Annotated in this window: 17 protein-coding genes; 11 read left to right on the top strand and 6 right to left on the bottom strand. The window is 71.6% G+C overall.

Translation table 11 applies throughout. From position 1 onward, the window contains the following. Nucleotides 1-328 precede the first annotated feature (328 nt). Nucleotides 329-661, bottom strand: a complete 333-nt coding sequence (locus tag OV079_RS28865) for a DUF4180 domain-containing protein (protein WP_267772174.1) — start codon at nt 659-661, stop codon at nt 329-331. A gap of 167 nt (nt 662-828) precedes the next feature. Here OV079_RS28865 and OV079_RS28860 point away from each other — a divergent pair, with 167 nt between their 5' ends. Beyond that, nucleotides 829-1,374 carry a hypothetical protein gene (locus tag OV079_RS28860; RefSeq protein WP_267772173.1) on the top strand — a complete coding sequence of 182 codons (546 nt, stop codon included), beginning with the start codon at nt 829-831 and terminating at the stop codon, nt 1,372-1,374. A 46-nt stretch (nt 1,375-1,420) separates the two neighbouring features. Here OV079_RS28860 and OV079_RS28855 read toward each other — a convergent pair whose 3' ends face one another. Beyond that, entirely contained in the window at nt 1,421-2,590 is a 1,170-nt protein-coding gene (locus tag OV079_RS28855) for a ferritin-like domain-containing protein (protein ID WP_267772172.1), read from the bottom strand. 2 nt (nt 2,591-2,592) lie between these two features. After that, nucleotides 2,593-3,195 carry a TetR/AcrR family transcriptional regulator gene (locus OV079_RS28850; protein ID WP_267772171.1) on the bottom strand — a complete coding sequence of 201 codons (603 nt, stop codon included), beginning with the start codon at nt 3,193-3,195 and terminating at the stop codon, nt 2,593-2,595. A gap of 98 nt (nt 3,196-3,293) precedes the next feature. Here OV079_RS28850 and OV079_RS28845 point away from each other — a divergent pair, with 98 nt between their 5' ends. The 3 genes from OV079_RS28845 (at nt 3,294) to OV079_RS28835 (ending at nt 5,247) form a co-directional block, all read left to right on the top strand. Then, entirely contained in the window at nt 3,294-3,695 is a 402-nt protein-coding gene (locus OV079_RS28845) for a hypothetical protein (RefSeq protein ID WP_267772170.1), read from the top strand. Then, nucleotides 3,695-4,147, top strand: coding sequence for a DUF2062 domain-containing protein (locus tag OV079_RS28840; protein ID WP_267772169.1), 453 nt, complete (start codon nt 3,695-3,697; stop codon nt 4,145-4,147). The genes OV079_RS28845 and OV079_RS28840 overlap by 1 nt, the downstream gene beginning before the upstream one ends. A gap of 455 nt (nt 4,148-4,602) precedes the next feature. Further along, nucleotides 4,603-5,247 carry a hydrolase gene (locus tag OV079_RS28835; RefSeq protein ID WP_267772168.1) on the top strand — a complete coding sequence of 215 codons (645 nt, stop codon included), beginning with the start codon at nt 4,603-4,605 and terminating at the stop codon, nt 5,245-5,247. Between the two features lie 70 nt (nt 5,248-5,317). Here the strand turns inward: OV079_RS28835 and OV079_RS28830 are convergent, their stop codons facing one another. Then, nucleotides 5,318-6,031, bottom strand: coding sequence for a GTP-binding protein (locus OV079_RS28830; RefSeq protein WP_267772167.1), 714 nt, complete (start codon nt 6,029-6,031; stop codon nt 5,318-5,320). 298 nt (nt 6,032-6,329) lie between these two features. On the opposite strand from OV079_RS28830, the gene OV079_RS28825 reads away from it, so the two are divergent. The 3 genes from OV079_RS28825 (at nt 6,330) to OV079_RS28815 (ending at nt 9,672) form a co-directional block, all read left to right on the top strand. After that, nucleotides 6,330-6,584: a hypothetical protein gene (locus OV079_RS28825; protein ID WP_267772166.1), complete on the top strand. Its 255-nt coding sequence runs from the start codon at nt 6,330-6,332 to the stop codon at nt 6,582-6,584. Between the two features lie 40 nt (nt 6,585-6,624). Next, entirely contained in the window at nt 6,625-8,244 is a 1,620-nt protein-coding gene (locus OV079_RS28820; protein WP_267772165.1) for a lipoxygenase family protein, read from the top strand. A 297-nt stretch (nt 8,245-8,541) separates the two neighbouring features. Continuing rightward, nucleotides 8,542-9,672, top strand: coding sequence for an LOG family protein (locus tag OV079_RS28815; RefSeq protein ID WP_267772164.1), 1,131 nt, complete (start codon nt 8,542-8,544; stop codon nt 9,670-9,672). 177 nt (nt 9,673-9,849) lie between these two features. On the opposite strand, the gene OV079_RS28810 is transcribed toward OV079_RS28815, so the two are convergent. Further along, a complete protein-coding gene (locus OV079_RS28810; RefSeq protein ID WP_267772163.1) occupies nt 9,850-10,200 on the bottom strand; it encodes a hypothetical protein in 351 nt (116 codons plus the stop codon). Nucleotides 10,201-10,609: 409 nt separating this feature from the next. Between OV079_RS28810 and OV079_RS28805 the strand changes: the two genes are divergently transcribed. Together OV079_RS28805 and OV079_RS28800 are read left to right on the top strand one after the other, a co-directional pair. Beyond that, complete coding sequence (locus OV079_RS28805) at nt 10,610-11,908, top strand: M28 family metallopeptidase (protein ID WP_267772162.1); 1,299 nt, start codon at nt 10,610-10,612, stop codon at nt 11,906-11,908. Between the two features lie 251 nt (nt 11,909-12,159). Further along, the gene (locus OV079_RS28800; protein ID WP_267772161.1) at nt 12,160-14,790 is read left to right on the top strand and encodes a M16 family metallopeptidase; all 2,631 of its coding nucleotides are present in this window, start codon (nt 12,160-12,162) and stop codon (nt 14,788-14,790) included. Between the two features lie 81 nt (nt 14,791-14,871). Here OV079_RS28800 and OV079_RS28795 read toward each other — a convergent pair whose 3' ends face one another. After that, entirely contained in the window at nt 14,872-15,090 is a 219-nt protein-coding gene (locus tag OV079_RS28795) for a hypothetical protein (RefSeq protein WP_267772160.1), read from the bottom strand. Between OV079_RS28795 and OV079_RS28790 the strand changes: the two genes are divergently transcribed. Together OV079_RS28790 and OV079_RS28785 are read left to right on the top strand one after the other, a co-directional pair. Continuing rightward, a complete protein-coding gene (locus OV079_RS28790; protein ID WP_267772159.1) occupies nt 15,065-16,315 on the top strand; it encodes a hypothetical protein in 1,251 nt (416 codons plus the stop codon). The genes OV079_RS28795 and OV079_RS28790 overlap by 26 nt on opposite strands. A 145-nt stretch (nt 16,316-16,460) precedes the next feature. After that, complete coding sequence (locus OV079_RS28785; protein WP_267772158.1) at nt 16,461-17,342, top strand: cation diffusion facilitator family transporter; 882 nt, start codon at nt 16,461-16,463, stop codon at nt 17,340-17,342. Nucleotides 17,343-17,376 lie beyond the last annotated feature (34 nt).

Genomic DNA, 17,376 nt, shown 5'->3' with positions numbered 1-17,376 from the left:
CGACGCATCGAGGCCGATGACGGCGTGCTTTCGTCGCACGCGTCGCGCTCGAGCGAGGCGCGCGGAGTCGGCGGCGCGGCCGCTCAGCCCGGGTCGTCGACGGCGCGCGGCGCATCAAGGCCCGCGCCGGCGTCCGTTCACGGAGGATTGTGGGCAGTCGGCCGCTCAGCCCGGGTCGTCGTCGGTGGCGGCGCATCAAGGCCCGCGCCGGCGTCCGTTCACGGAGGATTGTGGGCAGTCGGCCGCTCAGCCCGGGTCGTCGACGGCGCGCGGCGCATCAAGGCCCGCGCCGGCGTCCGTTCACGGAGGATTGTGGGCAGTCGGCCGCTCAGTCGGCCTCGCCGGCGAGGCGGCGCTCGAGCTCGGGCCAGTCGGCGAAGAACCACACGTCGTCGCCGCGGTTGGCCTCGCGCACGTAGTCGCGGAGGGCGTCGCTGTCGATGAGGGCGAGCGAGAGGTCGCCGAGGAGGACGAGGCGGCGGCGGTAGGTGACGAACTTCTGGGCGAACTCGCCGGCCATGCGGGTGCGCAGGACCAGGAAGTCGGGGTGCAGGCGGGCGACCGGGACGACGACGGTGTCGGCGTCGACGGCGGAGGCGTCGCCGATGAGCTGGATGGCGTCGTCGACGGCGCCGATGCTGGGGCCCGAGTCGGGCAGCACGAGGACCAGGGTCGCACCGATCTGGCGGAGCTGGGGGCGGTCACCGGCGCATGATGCCTGCAGCAGGCGGCGACGTCGCGGCGCGCCCCGCGTGCGAATGCGCGCGACGCTCGTACCGCGATCGGACGCGACGCGCGAGGCCGGCGGCCGGCGGCTATGGTGGGAGCATGGGGCGTCATTTTCTGGTCGGCCTGGCGCTGTGGAGCGGGTGCGGCGAACGGCCGGGGGAGAGCGCGAGCGAGGGCTCGACGTCGACGACGGGTGCAGAAGGCCCCGCGACGACGAGCGCGGCGGACGAGACGAGCGAGGAGCCGGCGGGGGGCGGGCCGTATGTGGCGGAGGGGCTGTTCGCGTGCCTCGACAACCCGCTGTGCTCGCGCTGGGACTGTATGGGCGGCTGCGAGGCGGCTGGCCCCGAGGGCATGTGCGCGCTGGCTGCCCTGTACGACCGGACGACCGGGGTGATCGAGGTGGCGCGGTGCGACGGGCCGTGCGCGCTGCACCGGCTGATCCCCCGCGGCCAGGGGACCGACGACGTGCGCTGGCAGTGGCGCTCGCAGACCCGGCCGCCCGGCTACGCGGAGATCGTCGACTGCGTGCTGAAGCCGCGCGAGTTCTTCGAGGCGTGCCTGATCGCCTTCACGCCGGAGTGCGCCGACCCGGCGGCCTGGGTCGAGTACTGTCAGCCGTCCGCCGAGGTCTGCTTCGATTGACCGACGTGTCCTGCGGGACATATGATATGTCCCGCAGGACAGGTGCTCAGTTGAGCGCGACGGGGGTGTCGGAGTCGCGGATCAGGTCGCCGGCGGTGATGTCGGGGGCGGCGCGCTCGTTCTCCCACTCGAGCAGGCCGAGGGCGGCGTAGTGCGGGCGGACGCGGTCGGTGAGCAGGCCGATGCGCTTGAGGTTGGGGACCAGCCGGCGGAACATGGTCTTGCGGAAGTTCTGCATGTACGACGAGCTGAGGATGAGCTCGTCCCACTGCTTGCGCGTCATGGCGTGGGCGTAGAACTCGTCGTAGAACTCGTGGGCGAGGAAGCGGTTGCGCATCAGCACCGCGACCTCGAAGGCCCAGTCCTCGCGCTCGCGGCGGTCGGGCTCGGGCAGCTGATGATAGAAGTCGCGCAGCGACAGCACGCCGTAGTGGACGTGGCGGGCCTCGTCGGTGATGACGTACTTGAGCAGCTCGCGCAGCAGCGGCTCGCGGCTGGTCTGGCGCAGGGTGCCGAACGCGGCCAGGGCCAGGCCCTCGACCATGATCTGCATGCCGAGGAACTTGAGGTCCCAGCGGCCGTCGGTCATCAGCGCGTCGATGAGGGTGAACAGGTTGTCGTTGACGGTGTAGAGCTTGCCGAGCTTGTCGTTGAGGTAGCGGTAGAAGACCTCGACGTGGCGGCCCTCGTCGACCACCTGGGTGCTGCCGTACAGCTTGCCGTCGACCCAGTGCACGGCCTCGGTGACCTGGCAGGCGGCGAACAGGGCGCCCTGCTCGCCGTGCAGGAACTGCGACAGCATCCACGCCAGCAGCGCGTGGCGCTGGACTTGCTGGCCGCGCACGTCGAGCTTGCGGTAGGCGGGGATGCTCGGCAGCGGCGACAATTGCTCGGGGAACAATTCCCGGCGCGGGTCGAACGGGTCGACGTCGATCGACCAGTCGAGGTCGGTGGTCGCGTTCCACTGCGAGGTCTTGGCGATCTCGTACAGGCGCGCCATCTCGGGCTGGGTCCGCTGATACGTCCAGTCGAAGTGGGCCTTGTGATTGGCCTGCATCTCGCTGGTGCTGCTGCGCCCGCCGTGGAGCACGAGCCCGCGGATCGCCGGGCCCAGCAGGTTCAGCGCCACCTTGACGTTGCCGCTGCGTAGCACCTTCTGTAAGACCGTGCTGGGGTTGTACGCGCTGGCCTGATTGAGCAGCTCCTTGACGTGCATCGTTACTCTCCGCTGGTGTTCGAGAAGAAGAGCGCGCGGGCGAGGACCCGCGCGTGGACCTGGTCGCCCCACAGGGCGTGCTTGAACTCGCGGGCCGACGTGCGCAGCACGAGGTCGCTGGCGATCTGCAAGATCGCCGCGCGCACCGGCAGGTCGGCGCGGATGTGGCGGCGGCCCTCGATGCGGGCGAACCGCTCGGTCAGGTCGAGCAGCGGCACGACCTGCTCGAGCAGGACGACGCGCCCGGGGCCCTGGCCGTCGAGCAGCTCCCACACGAGGATCCGCGCCAGCTCCGGGTGCTCCTCGAGGAAGTTCGTGTACGTGTCGATGATGGCGTCGAAGCGGTCGGAGAAGCTCGAGGGCTGCAGCATCGCCTCGGTCAGCGCGGCGCCCAGGCGCTGGAAGGTGCGCCGCACCACCGCGTTGTAGAGCAGCTCCTTCGACGGGAAGTGATAGAGGAGCGACGGCCGCCGGATGCCCGCGGCGGCGGCGATGTCCTCGAGCCGGGCGCCGCGGAACCCGTGCTGGGCGAACACGGCGTCGGCGGCGTCGAGCAACCGCTCGGGCGTGGCCGTGGTGTTGCTCCCCGCTGCCGGTCGACCCATCGCCGTCGACCATATCTACTCCTGAGTAGATATGCAAGCGTGCTTGTCCGAACCGGAGTTCGCGATCACGCTTGGGGCCGATTTCGGAGGACAAATCCATGCGCGGACACACAATTCAGGCGCTCGCGGTCGTGCTCTCGGGGCTTCTGGCCGGCTGCGGCGACTCGGCGGCGAGCAAGCGCGCGGCCGAGGAGACGAAGGAGGCGGTCGACGCCGCCGCCCGGGCGGCCAAGGCGGCCGGGGAGAAGGTCCGCGTGGGCGCCGAGAAGGCGGTCGACGTGGTCGAGTCGGGGGCGAAGGTGGCCGGCGAGAAGATCGAGGAAGGGGCCGAGGACGCGGCCAGGCACATCCAGCACGGGGCCGACAAGGTCGAGCAGGGCGCGCGCGAGGCCCTCGAGAAGGGCAAGGAGGAGTTCCGCGAGATCAAGGGCGCGGCCAAGGCCGGGGCCCGGGCCGCGAACGCGGAGCTCGAGAAGAACGACAAGCACGAGACGAAGTGATGGGGCGGGTCCGCACCTGGGTCGCGGGGCTGCTGGCGCTCAACGGCACGCCGCAGGGAGTGGCCGGAGGGTTCGCCCTCGGGGTCGGGCTGTCGCTGATCCCGATCCCGTTCGCGGGCATGCTGCTGGCCCTCGCCCTGGCGCCGCCGCTCAAGCTCAACATCCCGGCGACGTACCTCGGGACCGCGGTCGTGAACCCGGTCACCGGGGCGGTGTTCTACGCCGGCGAGCTGTACCTCGGGCTGGCGCTGATGGGCCGCCCGCTGCCGTCGTGGGCCGAATTGCGGGCGCTCGACGGCGCCGGCTGGTGGGACCTGTTCACGTCGATGCTCGGGCCGTTCGCCCTCGGCGCGGCGGTGGCGATCCCGACGCTCGCGGGGCTGTCGTACACGCTGGTGTACGTGGCGGTCCGGCAGTGGCGACGCACGCACGTGGCGGCGAAGGACGCGTGACGGGCCGCGGCGACGACCACGGGAGTTGCGCGGACCGGCGCGAGCGCGGATCGCCCGGCTGCTGACCGCCGCCGGCGAGCGCGGGGCGGGTCGATCGGCTGGCCTCGGAGACATGTCCTGAGAGACATGCGAGCGAAGACTCGGCGACGACGCCGGGCGAGACGATCGCGCGAGGCACCGGGGCGACCTGCGCGGGGCCGGGGCGCGCCGGGCGACGAGGAGCGCGCCGCGCGGGCGGGGTATCGGCGCTGTCTCGACGGACAGGTCGACGGAGTCGGGCGCACGGGCGCGCCGCGGCGGCCGCGGCCGACCGCGCGAGGACGAGCGGCGACGCGGCCGAACCGGGGCCGGGCCGCGTTCGCGGCCGGAGCCTCGCGCGCCGCGTCCCGTGGCTATGGTGTCCGGTCGCAGGCGGCGATCCAGCGCGCCTGCGTACCTGTTCGAAAGGACACATCATGGACACCGAACGCGCAAAAATGAAGTACGACCGCCTGTCGAAGGACGAGGCGGCCCTCTTGATCATCGACCACCAGTCGGGCCTGTTCCAGCTGGTCCACGACCAAATCCCCGAAGTGTTCGCCCGCAACGTCTGCGCCCTGGCCGACATCGCCAAGGTGTTCAAGCTACCGGTCGTCGTCACCACCAGCAAAGAGGACGGCCCGAACGGGCCGCTGATGCCGGACCTGCGCGAGCGCCTGACGAACGCGAAGGTCGTCCGCCGCGAGGGCGAGATCAACGCGTGGGACAACGCCGAGTTCGTCAAGGCGGTCAAGAAGACCGGGCGCAAGCAGCTGATCGTCGCCGGCATCACGACCGACGTGTGCGTCGCGTTCGCGGCCCTGTCGGCGCTCGAGGCCGGCTACAAGGTGTACGTCGTCGGCGACGCGTCGGGCTCGCTGTGCATCGGCTCGTCCATCGGGGCGATGGTCCGCATGGTCCACGCCGGCGTCCAGCCGATGTCGTGGTTCGCCGTCGCGTCGGAGCTGATGCGCGACTGGCGGGACGACCAGGGCGGCGGGTTCAAGAAGCTGATGGCAGAGCACGTGCCCAACTACAAGCAGCTGATCGACTCGTACGAGGCGAAGAAGCAGGAAGACTGAGCGCCGCGGCCCCGCGGGGGCAGGCGCCGCCGGTCGCGGCGACTGCCTGTCCTTCGGGACATGTCTGCAGTCACACGCGCGGCCAGCCGCCCGAGCTGCCGGCGGCGATCGGGTAGCGGTCGCCGCTGCCCTCGTACTCGGCGCGCAGCGGCTCGAGCAGGTCCTTGACGACGACCCGCAAGGTGTCCATCACGCCGACGCCCTGGGTGGCGATGGCCTCGATCGTCGGCAGGCCGTTGGGGTTGATCGCCTCGTCGAGCGCCTCCAGCGTCGACAGGACGATCGGCTGCGAATGCCCCGACTCGGGCGGCCGCAGCGCGGGACCCTCGACGAGGTCGCGCTTGTTATACTGCAGCACCATCGGCATGACCGCGCTGTCGACCCCGAGGTCGTCGAGCATGGTGAGCAGCTGCTGCATCGACTCGACGTTGTCCTCGAAGCGCACCAGCTCGCCGCCCTCCTCCTGGGTGTCGGCGACGAACACGACCGCGTCGACGCCCTTGAGCACGAGCTTGCGCGAGACCGGGCTCATGACCGGCCCGGGGACGGTGACGAGGTGGAGCCGCACGCGGTAGCGATCGGCGATCCGCGGCAGGGTGTCCGGGGCGAAGTCGAACGAGAGCATCGGCTCGAGGTCGCCCGCGATCTCGTCGAGCCGCCCGCGCAAGGCCGGCCGCGTCTTGCGGTGGATCGTGCGGATGTTGGTCGACTTGCCGGCCAGAGCCGGGCCGAAGTACACGACCTTGACGCCGATCTCGCCGGCCTTGGTGTTGATGAAGGACACCGACCTCGAATATTCGGAAATCCCGGCAGAACAGGCAAGGGGGCCGCGTGTGCGTGCTTTGCGCGGTTTCGCGCAGAGCCCGCCGTCCGCGTCCTGATTGCCGATCGCGGACGGCCTTGGGCGCGGTCGGAGGATTCGCGGGCCGGCAAGGACTGCGCGCCGTCGGCTCGAACCGGCGTCCGGTCGCGCGAGCGCGGTGATTCGCGGGGCCGAGGGCTGGCCGGGCGGCGGACACCGGCTGTCCGTCTTCGGCCAGCCCGGCCCGGACCGGCGTGCCACGATTGACAGTCGAGGTGCCATGAATCCGATCGCCGACATCGTCCCGCAGTTCGACCTCCTGCCGCCGCAGCTCAGCCTCCCGCAGGCCGATCCGGACGCCCCAGGGCGCGAGCGCCGGCTCGAGCTGGCCCGCGAGGCGTACCGCTACAGCTACGACAAGGCCAACATCCGCGGGCTGGCGATGTGCGAGGCGCTGGCGGACGCGGAGCGGCCGGACGCGGGTGGCGGCGCGGGCTGGCCGGGGTGGCGGCGCGGCTGGTGGTCAACGCGGTGAAGGTGTCGGGGCTGCCCGAGCCGACGCAGCTGGCGAGCTGATGCTCGCGGTCGAGAGGGACGGGCTGGAGGGCGGGCTGCGCGAGGTGGGCGAGGTGGTGGTGGCCGGCGAGGCGGGAGCGTCGATCTCGCGGCTCGCCGACTACGCGGGGCTGTTCCACGAATGGCGACTGCCGGCGGAGGTGGCCGAGCTGCACGTCGATTCGACGTTCGCCCGCATGCGCGTCGCCGGGCCCAACCCGGCGTGGCTGCGCCGCGTCGATCCGCAGGCCGGGCTGCCGCCGGACTTCGCGGTCGAGGCCGAGCACTACGCGGCGGCGGTGGGCGCGGGCGATTCGCTGGCGGCCGCGCTGGCCGAGGGTCGATTGTTCACCTGCGAGTACCGCGAGCTGCTGGACGTGCAGCCGGGCTCGGTGCCGGTGCCCGCGGGCATCGAGATCGACTACGCGACCGACCCGGCGGGCTGGAACGCGGCCTACAGGGCCCGCGAGGCGGCCTACGCCGGCAGCGGGCGCGAGAAGGCCGTGGTGGCGCCGCTGGCGTTGTTCGCGGCGATCGACGGGCGGCTGCGGCCGATCGCCGTTCAGCTGTTCCCGCAAGGGCACCGCGGCCGCCGTTATCCGGTGTTCACGCCGCGCGACGGGCTGGCGTGGACGGCGGCCAAGGCGGCGGTCCACGCGGCCGACGGCACGGTCCACGAGACGATCAGCCACCTCGGGCAGACGCACCTGGTGCAGGAGGCGTTCTGCCTGGCGGTCCACAACAACCTGTCGGCGCGGCATCCGCTGCACCGCCTGCTGGTGCCGCACTTCGAAGGGACGCTGTCGATCAACGCGAGCGCCGACAAGTCGCTGGTGTCGCCGGCGGGCTACGTCGACAAGCTGCTGCTGCCGACGATCGGCGGGGCCATTCAGCTGTGCGGCCAGGCGGTGCAGTCGTATGATTTCAACGCGTCGATGTTCCCGCGCCAGCTGGCGGCCCGCGGGGTCGACGACGCGGGAGTGCTGGCCGACTATCCGTACCGCGACGACGGCTTGCTGGTGTGGGCGGCGATCGAGTCGTTCGTCCGCGACTACGTGCATCACCACTACGCGAGCGACGAGGCAGTGGCCCTCGACGGCGAGCTGCAGGCGATGGTGCGCCAGGTGGGGGCGTATCGGGCGACCGACGCGGCGGGCCGGCTGGTCGGCGGGGGCATCCGCGGGGTCGGGGAGGACGGGCCGCAGGTGCGGACGCGCGGCTACCTGATCGCGATGATCACGCAGATCGTGTGGAACGGCAGCGCCCAGCACGCTGCGGTGAACTTCCCGCAGGCGGACCCGATGGCCTATGCGCCGCACTACCCGCTGGCGCTGCGCGGCCCGCTGCCGGCCGGACCGGGGGTGTCGGAGGCCGAATACATGCAGATGCTGCCGGACCACGAATCGGCGCACATCCAGCTGTTTATTTTGAAATTGCTGGGGACGCATTACCATGGCCGGCTCGGCCACTATTCGCGCGGACCGGTGAGCTGGTTCGGACCGGGCGCAGGCAAGGAGCTCGAGGCAGCGTTCGGGCGCAAGCTGGCGGCGGTGGAGCAGACGATCCGCGAGCGCAACCTGCGGCGACCGAGCTACCGCTATCTGCTGCCCTCGCAGATCCCGCAATCGATCAACATCTGAAAAGCTGGCTCATGTGCCTTGAAGACTGCCGACGCGGCCGTGCTCGAGCGCCCCAGCACCGAGGCGCGCAGGGCCCTCCGAGCGAGGCGCCGGCGCGATCTCGGCCGCGCTGGCGGATGCATGCCCGGTCGGAGGGTCCACGCCGCCGGCGACCTCGATCCGGCGAAGATCCTCGACTCGGGCAATGGATAGAGAACGGTGTTCGCTCGGGGCTTCGTTTTCACGCCGTAGGAGCGCAGGATTGTGGGGCGAGTCGATTTACGGTAGGGTCCATGCTCCTCGTGATGGAGAGGTGGCATGAAGCTCGAAATTGATACACCGGCAAAGGTAAAGGAATGGCTCAAGCACCCGGGACCCGCGGTCTTTCAGGGCCAGGATCTGCGAGCCGATTCCCATGACATCGCGGCTCGACCCCTGGTCGGCTGCGTATTCCTGGGTTGTCGGTTCGAACCGGCGCTCGCGCAAGCGGCCGCGGCGGCCGGTTGTTTCGTCATCCCGCGGCGGGATGATCTGCCGTTCGATCCGTTCACACCCGGGTTGTATGGGCCCGACGAGTTGTTCGACGCCCTCTTGAAGGGCGGCGAGTACAAAGATTGCCTCGACTGGAAGATCTACGACTCGTTCATCGATCCGGCGACCCGAGAGGAGCGCCCGGCGGATGTCGATGTGATCCTTCTTCGAAGATTGCACGATGCTTCGATCGCCGAGGCGCTGGATGATCTACTCACGCAGGACCGAAAGCTGAAGGCGATCGCTATCATGGGAGGCCATGACGTGCCGCGAGACGCGCCGATCTTCGCGACCGTGGCTCGACTCGCGCTGGATCTGGGCGTCGCTGGCTACACCGTCATCACTGGAGGCGGGCCGGGCCTGATGGAGGCCGGCAACCTCGGTGCCTACTGCGCGGGCTACGCTGAGCCTGCCGCGCGCCTGGGTGAAACGTTGGGGAAGCTCAAGGGTGCTCCGACGTACAATCATCCCGATTGGTTGACCGTCGCCTACAAGGCCCGAGTGGAGATGGGTCTACCCGACGCGCCGGACAAGAGTCGGAACATCGGCATTCCGACGTGGTTCTATGGTCACGAGCCGCCGAACGTGTTTGCCACGGACATCGCCAAGTACTTCGAGAACAGCGTGCGCGAGGAGGGTCTCCTCGCAGTGGCGCTCGGCGGCATCATCTTCGCAGAGGGTAACGGCGGCACCGTACAGGAGATCTTCCAGGATGCCTGCCAGAACTATTACAGGACATACAAGCGGGTGAAGAGCCCGATGGTGCTGTTCGGGGTCGACTATTGGGCCCCCGCCGACATGGTCCGGCACAATCCCGCCGACAAGCGGAAGAAGGTGTATCCGTTGCTCGAGAATTGGCGACCGAGAAAGGTTTTTCCGACTATCTCCTCATTACCGATGAGGCTGCCGCGATCTTGAAGTTCATCCAGAGCCATCCTCCGACTTGAGATGTCGTTCCTCGGCTGCGACGAGCCGAGATTCGGTTCCTGCGGCCTCTTCTCGAAGAAGGTCAGCCGGCGGGCGCGTTCCGGATCGACCCTCGCTGTGAGCGGCGAGCTGTGACGCGACGAGCTCCGAGGAGCGGGCCTCGCAGCGCTACGAGGTCGGGGCGCCCACGAGGGTCTGGTCGCTCTCGAACACCATCGCCTGGCCGTGGCCCAGCGGGATGGCCCACACCTCGCGCTCGCCGGCCTCGTAGCCCCGGCGCAGGCCGGCGGGGTCGCAGCAGCGCAGCACCCAGCCGAGGCCCGGGGGCAGGTCGGCGGCCAGTCGCTCGACGATGTAGTCGTGGATGCTCGGCCACACGCCGCGGAAGGCCCGCTCGGCGGCCGCGAGCACGCTCGCGTCGGTGGTCTTGAGCGCGAGCACCAGCCGCTCGCGAAAATCCAGCGGCGCGCCGGTCGGCGGCGGCTCGACCACCTCGACGTCGATCTCTACCTCGAGCATCGCGCCCCCTTCGGGACTTGCGGGCGGTGAGGCGGGGGACCGTTGCGGGTATATGCAGCGAAATGGCGGTTGATCATACCGACCTCCCGATTCGGAGGGAGAATGTAGAAAGCGGCGCGGCCGCGAGCAACACGAAGTTCGGTATACGGGCACACAAATCGCCGTGTCGGTGATTGCGCAGGGGCTGCCCGGATCGGGGAGAGAACTGCGGTCTTCCGACCCCGATGACGGGCCGACGGGCACGATGCGGCGAGGCCTGGGCGAGCGCGGGCCGCGAGCGTCGAGACGGGCCCGACGCGGGGAACGGGCCCGGGGCGCGGGTCGGAACGCCGAGACGGCGCAATGCGGGGAGCGACCTCGGGGAACGCGCGGGTCCGGCGGGCTCGGCGTCTGTGTTACGGTCGAGGGCATGGCGCCTGGTCGTCTCCTCGTCGCTGCCTGTTTGCTGGTGGCCTGCGGCGAGCGGGTCGGAGCGGGGCGGGTGACGCCGGCGCCCGACGCCGAGGCTGCGCCCCCGGAGGTCGCGCCCCCGAAGCCGCCGGCGGACCCGAACCCGCCGACGTCCTGCGCCGGCGAGGGCGACGAGGCGGCGGCGCTGCGCTGCTGGGTCCGGCTGCTCGCGGGCCCCGGGTGCGCCGGACGCGACAACGGCAGCCCGGGCGGGGCGACGGCGCGGGCGGCGATCGTCGCCGGGCTGCAGGCGTACGGGCTCGAGATGGCCGGAGAGACAGGGTCTTTCGAGCAGCCGCTGCCGCGCGGGGCCAACGTGCTGGCGCGGGTGCCCGGGCGCGACCCGGCGCGGGCCGGCGAGCACGTGGTGCTGGCGGCCCACTACGACCACCTCGGCGAGCACGGCGGCGTCGTCCATCCCGGCGCCGACGACAACGCCAGCGGGGTGGCGGTCGCGCTCGCGGTCGCCCGGCGGCTGGTCGCCGACCCACCGGCGCGCAGCGTGCTGCTGGCGGCCTTCGACGCCGAGGAGCCGCCCGACTACCGCACGCCGACGATGGGCTCCGAATACTTCATGGCGCACCCGACCGTCGCGCGCGAGCAACTGGTCGCGGTGGTCTGCCTCGACCTGCTCGGCGGCGACCTGTGGGACGGCCATCGCTCGCCGCTGTACGTGATGGGCCGCGAGACCTTCGCGCGGCGGCCCGAGCCGGCGCTGGCCGACGACCCGCGGCTGCCGGTGCGGGCGATGCACCTGCGCCTGGTCGAAGATCTGCCGCACGGGCGGCAGGCGTTCAGCGATCACGGCGCGTTCTTTCAGCGGGAGATCCCCTCGCTGTTCGTCTCGACCGGGCGCTCGCCGCATTACCACCAGCCGAGCGACACGCCGGACACCCTGAAGTACGACAAGATGCTGGCGGCGGTCGCCGTGGTCGAGGCGCACGTACGTGTCCTCGCGGACATGCCCGATCGGCCAGCCTGGGCGCGCGACCAGCCGGTGCGGGCCGCCGACGCCGCGGTGCTCGCCGAGCTGCTGGCCGCGGGGCTCGGCGAGGGCGGGGCGCGCGGGACCGACGAATTCACCGGGGTGGCGCGGGCGCGCCTGCAGGCCGACCTGGTGCGCGCGCGGGCGCTCGCCGCGGGCGGTCGCGAGCCGAGCGAGTCCGAGGCGCGCGAGATCGTGCAGATCAGCCTGCGCGCGCAGTGCCTGCTCGCGGTCGACAGCGAGATGCCGACCGCCGCGTGCCTGCTGCTGTGATCCCCGGACCTGGAGTCGGGCTCGTGCGCTGCGTCGCGATTTGCGGGGTGCCCGTGCCCTGGCGGCTGTGATACGCAGGCACGGCTGTGCCCGTCGTGACCAAGAACGAGCCCCTCGCGGCCGCTGCGGCCGCTGCGGCGCCGACGGTGCGGCGCCGCGGTCGGGTGGCGGCGACAGGAGTGACGCGAGCGGCGGGGTATGTGCATTCGGCGGTTCGCGCCTCGCGGTATTCGCGAGCGCTGAGCGGGTGGATGGTCCTGCTGGCGATCGTCCTCGTCGGTTGTGGGAGCACCCGATTGCCGCGGGCGGCGCGAGGGCCGGAGGGCTCGTGGCGGAGCTTCGCCAACGGCCTGCGGCTGTACGTGGCGCCGGATCCGTCCGCCGAGCTGGTGCGGGTCCACATGCGGGTGCGCGCGGGGGGCCGCAACGAGACGCGGGCGCAGGCCGGGCTGGCGCACTTCAGCGAGCACGTGGCGTTCGTGCGGACGCTGGCCGACGGGCGGACGATGCTGGCGGCGCTGGGGGAGGAGGCGCTGGCGTACGAGGGGACGACCGGCGCCGACTCGGTCGACTTCATGGCGACGACCGTGGCCGCGCACCTGCCGACGGTGCTGGGGCTGTTCGCCTCGGCGCTGGAGGGGTCGTGCAGATTGCGGCCCGAGGTGTTCGCGCGCGAGCGCAACGTCGTGCTGAGCGAGATCGAGACGCGCATGCGCGGGTCGGCCGGGGCGTACGATCGATTGCTCGCCAGCGTCTATTCGCCGGACCACCCTTATGGCCACGTGCTCGGCGGCACGGCGGAGACGGTGTCGGCGCTGACGGCGAAGGACGTGTGTGATTATTTGCGCGGTCGCTTCACGCCGGGCAACACGTCGATCGCGATCACCGGCGGCGTGACCGAGGCGGGCGCGCTGGCGGCCGCCGAGGCGACGCTGAAGCCGCTCGCGCGGCGCACGACGCTGCCGGAGGTCGCGGTGCCGGCGGTCGCCGCCGCTGGCGGGCGCGAGACGCTGGCCGGGCTGCCCGGCGGGTGGGGCAGCGCGCTGGTGCTGCACCTCCCGCCCGCGGACAGCGCGGACGGACGGCTCGCGGCGATCCTCGCCGAAGCGGTCGAACGCGAGGTCCGCGAGGTGGTCGCCGCGTCCGGGCGGATCTCGAGCCTCGAGGTGCATCGCCTCGGCGGCAGCGCTGCGCCTGCGGTGATCTTCATCGCCACCGGGGAGGCCGAGGTGCGGGCGTTCGCCGAAGAGCTCCTGGCGGAGGCGGTCGCCCACGTGCGCGGCGACGCGGCCGACAAGCAAAAGGTCGAGGCGCTGCGGCGCCGGCTGCGGATCGCGGCGGCGACGCGGTTCGAACGTCTCGACGCGCGAGCAGAGCGCCTGGTCGAGGTCGCCGACGGGTCGCGGCGCGGGACGCTGGCCACCGACCTGCGGGCGATCGACGGGCTCACTCGGGCCGCGCTGACGCGGGTGGCGAAGCAGGTGCTGGCCCCGGGGCGCACGCGGGTGTTCGCGCTCGAGCCGTCGACGACGCGCGCCGGGTCGGGGGTCACCGCGGTGACGCGATTGACCGACGACGCCCACCCCGTCACCGCCCGGCCCGACGTCGCGGCCAAGTTGCTCAGCGAGATCCCCGCGAATCGTCGCACCAGCAGCTTCACTCTGGCCAATGGCCTGACCGTGGTGCTCGCGCCGTCGTCGAGTCCGCTGGTCGACGTGCGCCTGGTGATCCGGGCCGGGGCCGTCGACGCTCCCGAGCACCCGCTGCTGCCCGCGCTGGCGGCGGCGCTGCTGGCCCCGCCGAAGCAGGGCCCGCACGCCAGAGAGGTGGCGAAGTTGATGGCCGGCGGGGCCGAGACGGACGTGTTCCTCAACCTCGACCTGACCATCTTCAAGGCGCGCGGGCTGGCGAGCGAGGCCGAGCATTTGTTGCGCGGGCTGGCGGCGTGGGTGATCGCCGGGGGTCATGATTATTCCGAGCGCGCGGCGATCGTCGACAAGATCTACCGCCAGATGGATCAGCAGCGCGACGCCGAGACGACGCGGCGGACGATCGCGCGCGGGGTCCTCGATCCATGCGTCGAGCCGTTGTTCCTGGACCGCACGCTCGACGACGTCAGCGACGCGGCGATCGCCGCCTTCCGCCGGCAGCACTTCCGCGCCGGGCGGGCCACGCTGGTCGTCGCCGGCGGCTTCGACGAGGCGGCCACGCGGGCCGAGGTGGAGGCGGCGTTCGGCGGTCGGCAAGCCCCGTGGGGCGAGCGCGCGACCCCGCCGGCGCGTCCGGATCGCCCGGCCCCGCGCGTGAGGTCGAAGGTCATGCACCTGGCGACGCCGACGACGAGCGCGCAGGTCGGGGTGGTGCTCGGGTTCCTGGTGCCGAGCGAGCTACGCGGCGAACCTGGGACGGTGGCGCTGGTGCGGCAGCTCCTCGAAGACGCCGTCGACGGCGTGCGCCAGCGGCTCGGGGTCACGTACGGCTTCAGCGTCACCCGCGAAGAGGTGTGCGACGCCGAGATGGTGGTGATCGGCGGTGAGATCGACGCGGCGCACCTCGACCAGGGGATCGCCGAATTGCGGCAGGCGCTGGCGCGCCTGCGCACGACCGAGGGGGTCGCCGCCGGATTGGCGGCGGCGCAGCGGCCGGTCGCGGCGCGCATCCTGGCCGGGGCTGCCGACAGCGCCGCGATCGCCGAGCGCCTCACCTACACCGTCGTGCACGGCCTGCCGCTCGATTACTACCGCGGCGAGGCGCGCGAGGTGGTCCTGGCCCGGCCCGACGCGATCGCCGAGCTGATGACCCGGTTGCTCGCGCCGGGCAGCCTGTTCGCGGTCTGCATCGGCCAGTCGACCCAGAGCTGTGAATCGTTGAGCTCGCCGTGAGCGCGGAGGACTGCATTCGCGCGCGGTTGGCAGGCGGCGCGAAGCCTGGCATACGCGAAGGATGCGCGTGCTCTCGCACTGTCACGGAATGATGGGTCTGATGGGGTTCGCGGCGGTCCTGATCGGCTGCGGTGATTCGGGGGAGCCGATCGAGAGCGCGTCGACGGCGGCGAGCGGGGGGCCGGCGAGCAGCGGCGCGAGCACCTCCGACATGACGAGTACCGACGCGACGAGCGCCACCGCCGCGACTGCGTCGACCGGCGCCACGACGAGCGTGACGACCGCGACGCCGACGACCACGAGCGCGACGACGACCACGACGGCGCCGGCCACCACCGACGCGCCCGACCCGACCGGCTGCGTGCCGGCCGACTGCGCCGCGGCGGGGGCGGTCTGCGGCGAGCTGGCCGACGGCTGCGGCGGCACCATGAACTGTGGGACATGTCCTGGAGACCAGGTGTGCGGCAACGGCGTGCCGCCGGGCCAGTGCGGGGCGGCAGCCTGCAAGCCGGCGGAGGCGGTGACGATCGAGGGCGGGGGGCGCTGCGCCGACCTGGCCCAGGCGTGGACCGCGAGGGGCATCAACGCCGGGTACTACCCGTTCCGCGCGGTCGCGCCGGTGCTGCAGTACTCGGGTGATTTCTCGGGCGATCCGAACCAGGTGTTCGCGCCGGGCCCGACGAGCAAGGGTGTGGTGCTGCAGGCGATCCCGGCCGGCTCGTACATCGGCCTGTCGACCACGGGGCCGTGGTACATGCCGGCGGGCGACTGTCAGAGCGGCGACACCTGCGGCAACGAGGACATCGCCGCCTGCACCGACAGCGCGCCGCCGCTGCGGGCCGGGATCGCCGGGTTCTATTGGGGGTACGCGTATTCGGGGGCGAGCCACATGCAGGGGTGGATCTACCACGACCCGGCGGCGATGGTGTTCGCCGGCTTCGACCCGGCGCACCCGTGCGCGCGGGGGCCGGCGGGGCTCGACTACGAGGCCAGCGCGGCGTGCGGCCAGCCGACCGCGTGCGCCGGCGACAACATCACCTGCGGCGCGGCCAACCCGTGCAGCGAGGGCGCCGACGACTGCGGCCGGCTCGAGTGCGGGGCCATGAGCGGCGGCGCCCTCACGCCGACGGCCCACCGCAAGATCGTCAGCTACCCGGCGGGCACTCACAAGTGCGGCAAGGACGTGCCGCACCCGTCGATCACCTGCTTCGCCAACGGCAACGACCCCGACTTCTTCCTGGTGTACCCGTTCGGGGCCTATCTGTACTGGGCGCAGAACAGCACGACCAAGCACTGGCTGCACTACGGCGACCGCGTGCAGTCCTATTATCATACGCGCGACGCGCAGGGGGTGCTGTGGGACTTCGTCGAGGTGATCTCGAGCGGGGCGCCGACGCTGACGCCGGCGAGCGACGGCGCGGGGGCCGGCGGCGGCTGCTCGGCGCAGAACCCGGGCGCGTGCACGCCGTGCCAGAACGGCGGCACGTGCGGATGGGTGCAAGAGGTGTTCCTGAAGCCCGAATGAGCCGGGCCGCGGGACGCCGGCTCGGGGCGGCGAGTCGCTCGCGCGCGCTGGCGATCCGCGGCCGCGAACTTGAGAGTCGATTGAGAAAATTCTCAGCGACGCGGCGGCGATCGCCGGCCGCGGGGTGCGTGCTACGATTGCCGCCGTGAAGCGCGAAGTTCGGGCCGTCCAGGTCGCCATGGCCAACGCGATTGTCGGCGCCGTGGCCAAGTTCGCCGCCGGGATCGCCAGCGGCAGCATGGCCCTGCTCTCCTCGGCCGCGGACTCGCTCGGCGACCTGTTCGTGTCGGCGGCCAACATCGTGGTCCTGCGCGTGTCTCACCGCGCTCCCGACGCGGCGTACAACTACGGGCACGCCAAGATCGAGGGGCTCGGGGCGATGTTCGAGGGCGGCTTCATCTGCGCCGCCGGCGGCTTCATCATCTATCAGGCGATCGCCCGCGCGATCGCGGGCGAGACCGGCCACGACTCGTTCCTCGGCATCGTCGTCATGCTGCCGCTCCTCGGCCTGACCCTCGCCACCGTGGCGTACCTGCGGAGGGTCGCGCGCGAGACCGGCAGCCTGGTGCTCAAGGCCGACGCGCTCCACTACACCGTCGACATCTGGACGAACCTCGGGGTGCTGGCCACCTTGATCCTGGTCGAGCTCACCGGCGAGCCGCGCATCGACACGGTCGTCTCGATCGCCCTCGCGCTGTACCTGATGTACTCGGCCACGACGATCATCCGCGAGGGCTTCGACGTGATCATGGACCGCAGCCTCGATCCCGCGCTGGTGGTCGAGCTGCGGCAGCTGCTGATCGCCTGCGACAAGATCGAGTCGTTCCACGACTTCAAGACCCGCGGCGGCAAGCTGCCGGTGGTCGACTTCCACGTGGTCGTCGACCCGGACATGACCACGCGGGCCGCCCACGACCTGTTCCTCGAGCTGCAGGCGGGCGTGCGCGCGATCGTCGGGCCGGCCACCAAGGTGCTCGTGCACGTCGATCCTGCGCCGCGCGAGTCCAGGAGCGGCTGGCTCCACTGAGGGGGCCGAGGGCCGCGCCGGGCCCGGTCGACCG

This window comes from Nannocystis pusilla (assembly GCF_026626665.1).
GTDB classification, from domain to species: Bacteria; Myxococcota_A; Polyangia; order Nannocystales; family Nannocystaceae; genus Nannocystis; species Nannocystis pusilla.
This window is presented reverse-complemented; position numbering and strand designations above follow the sequence as displayed.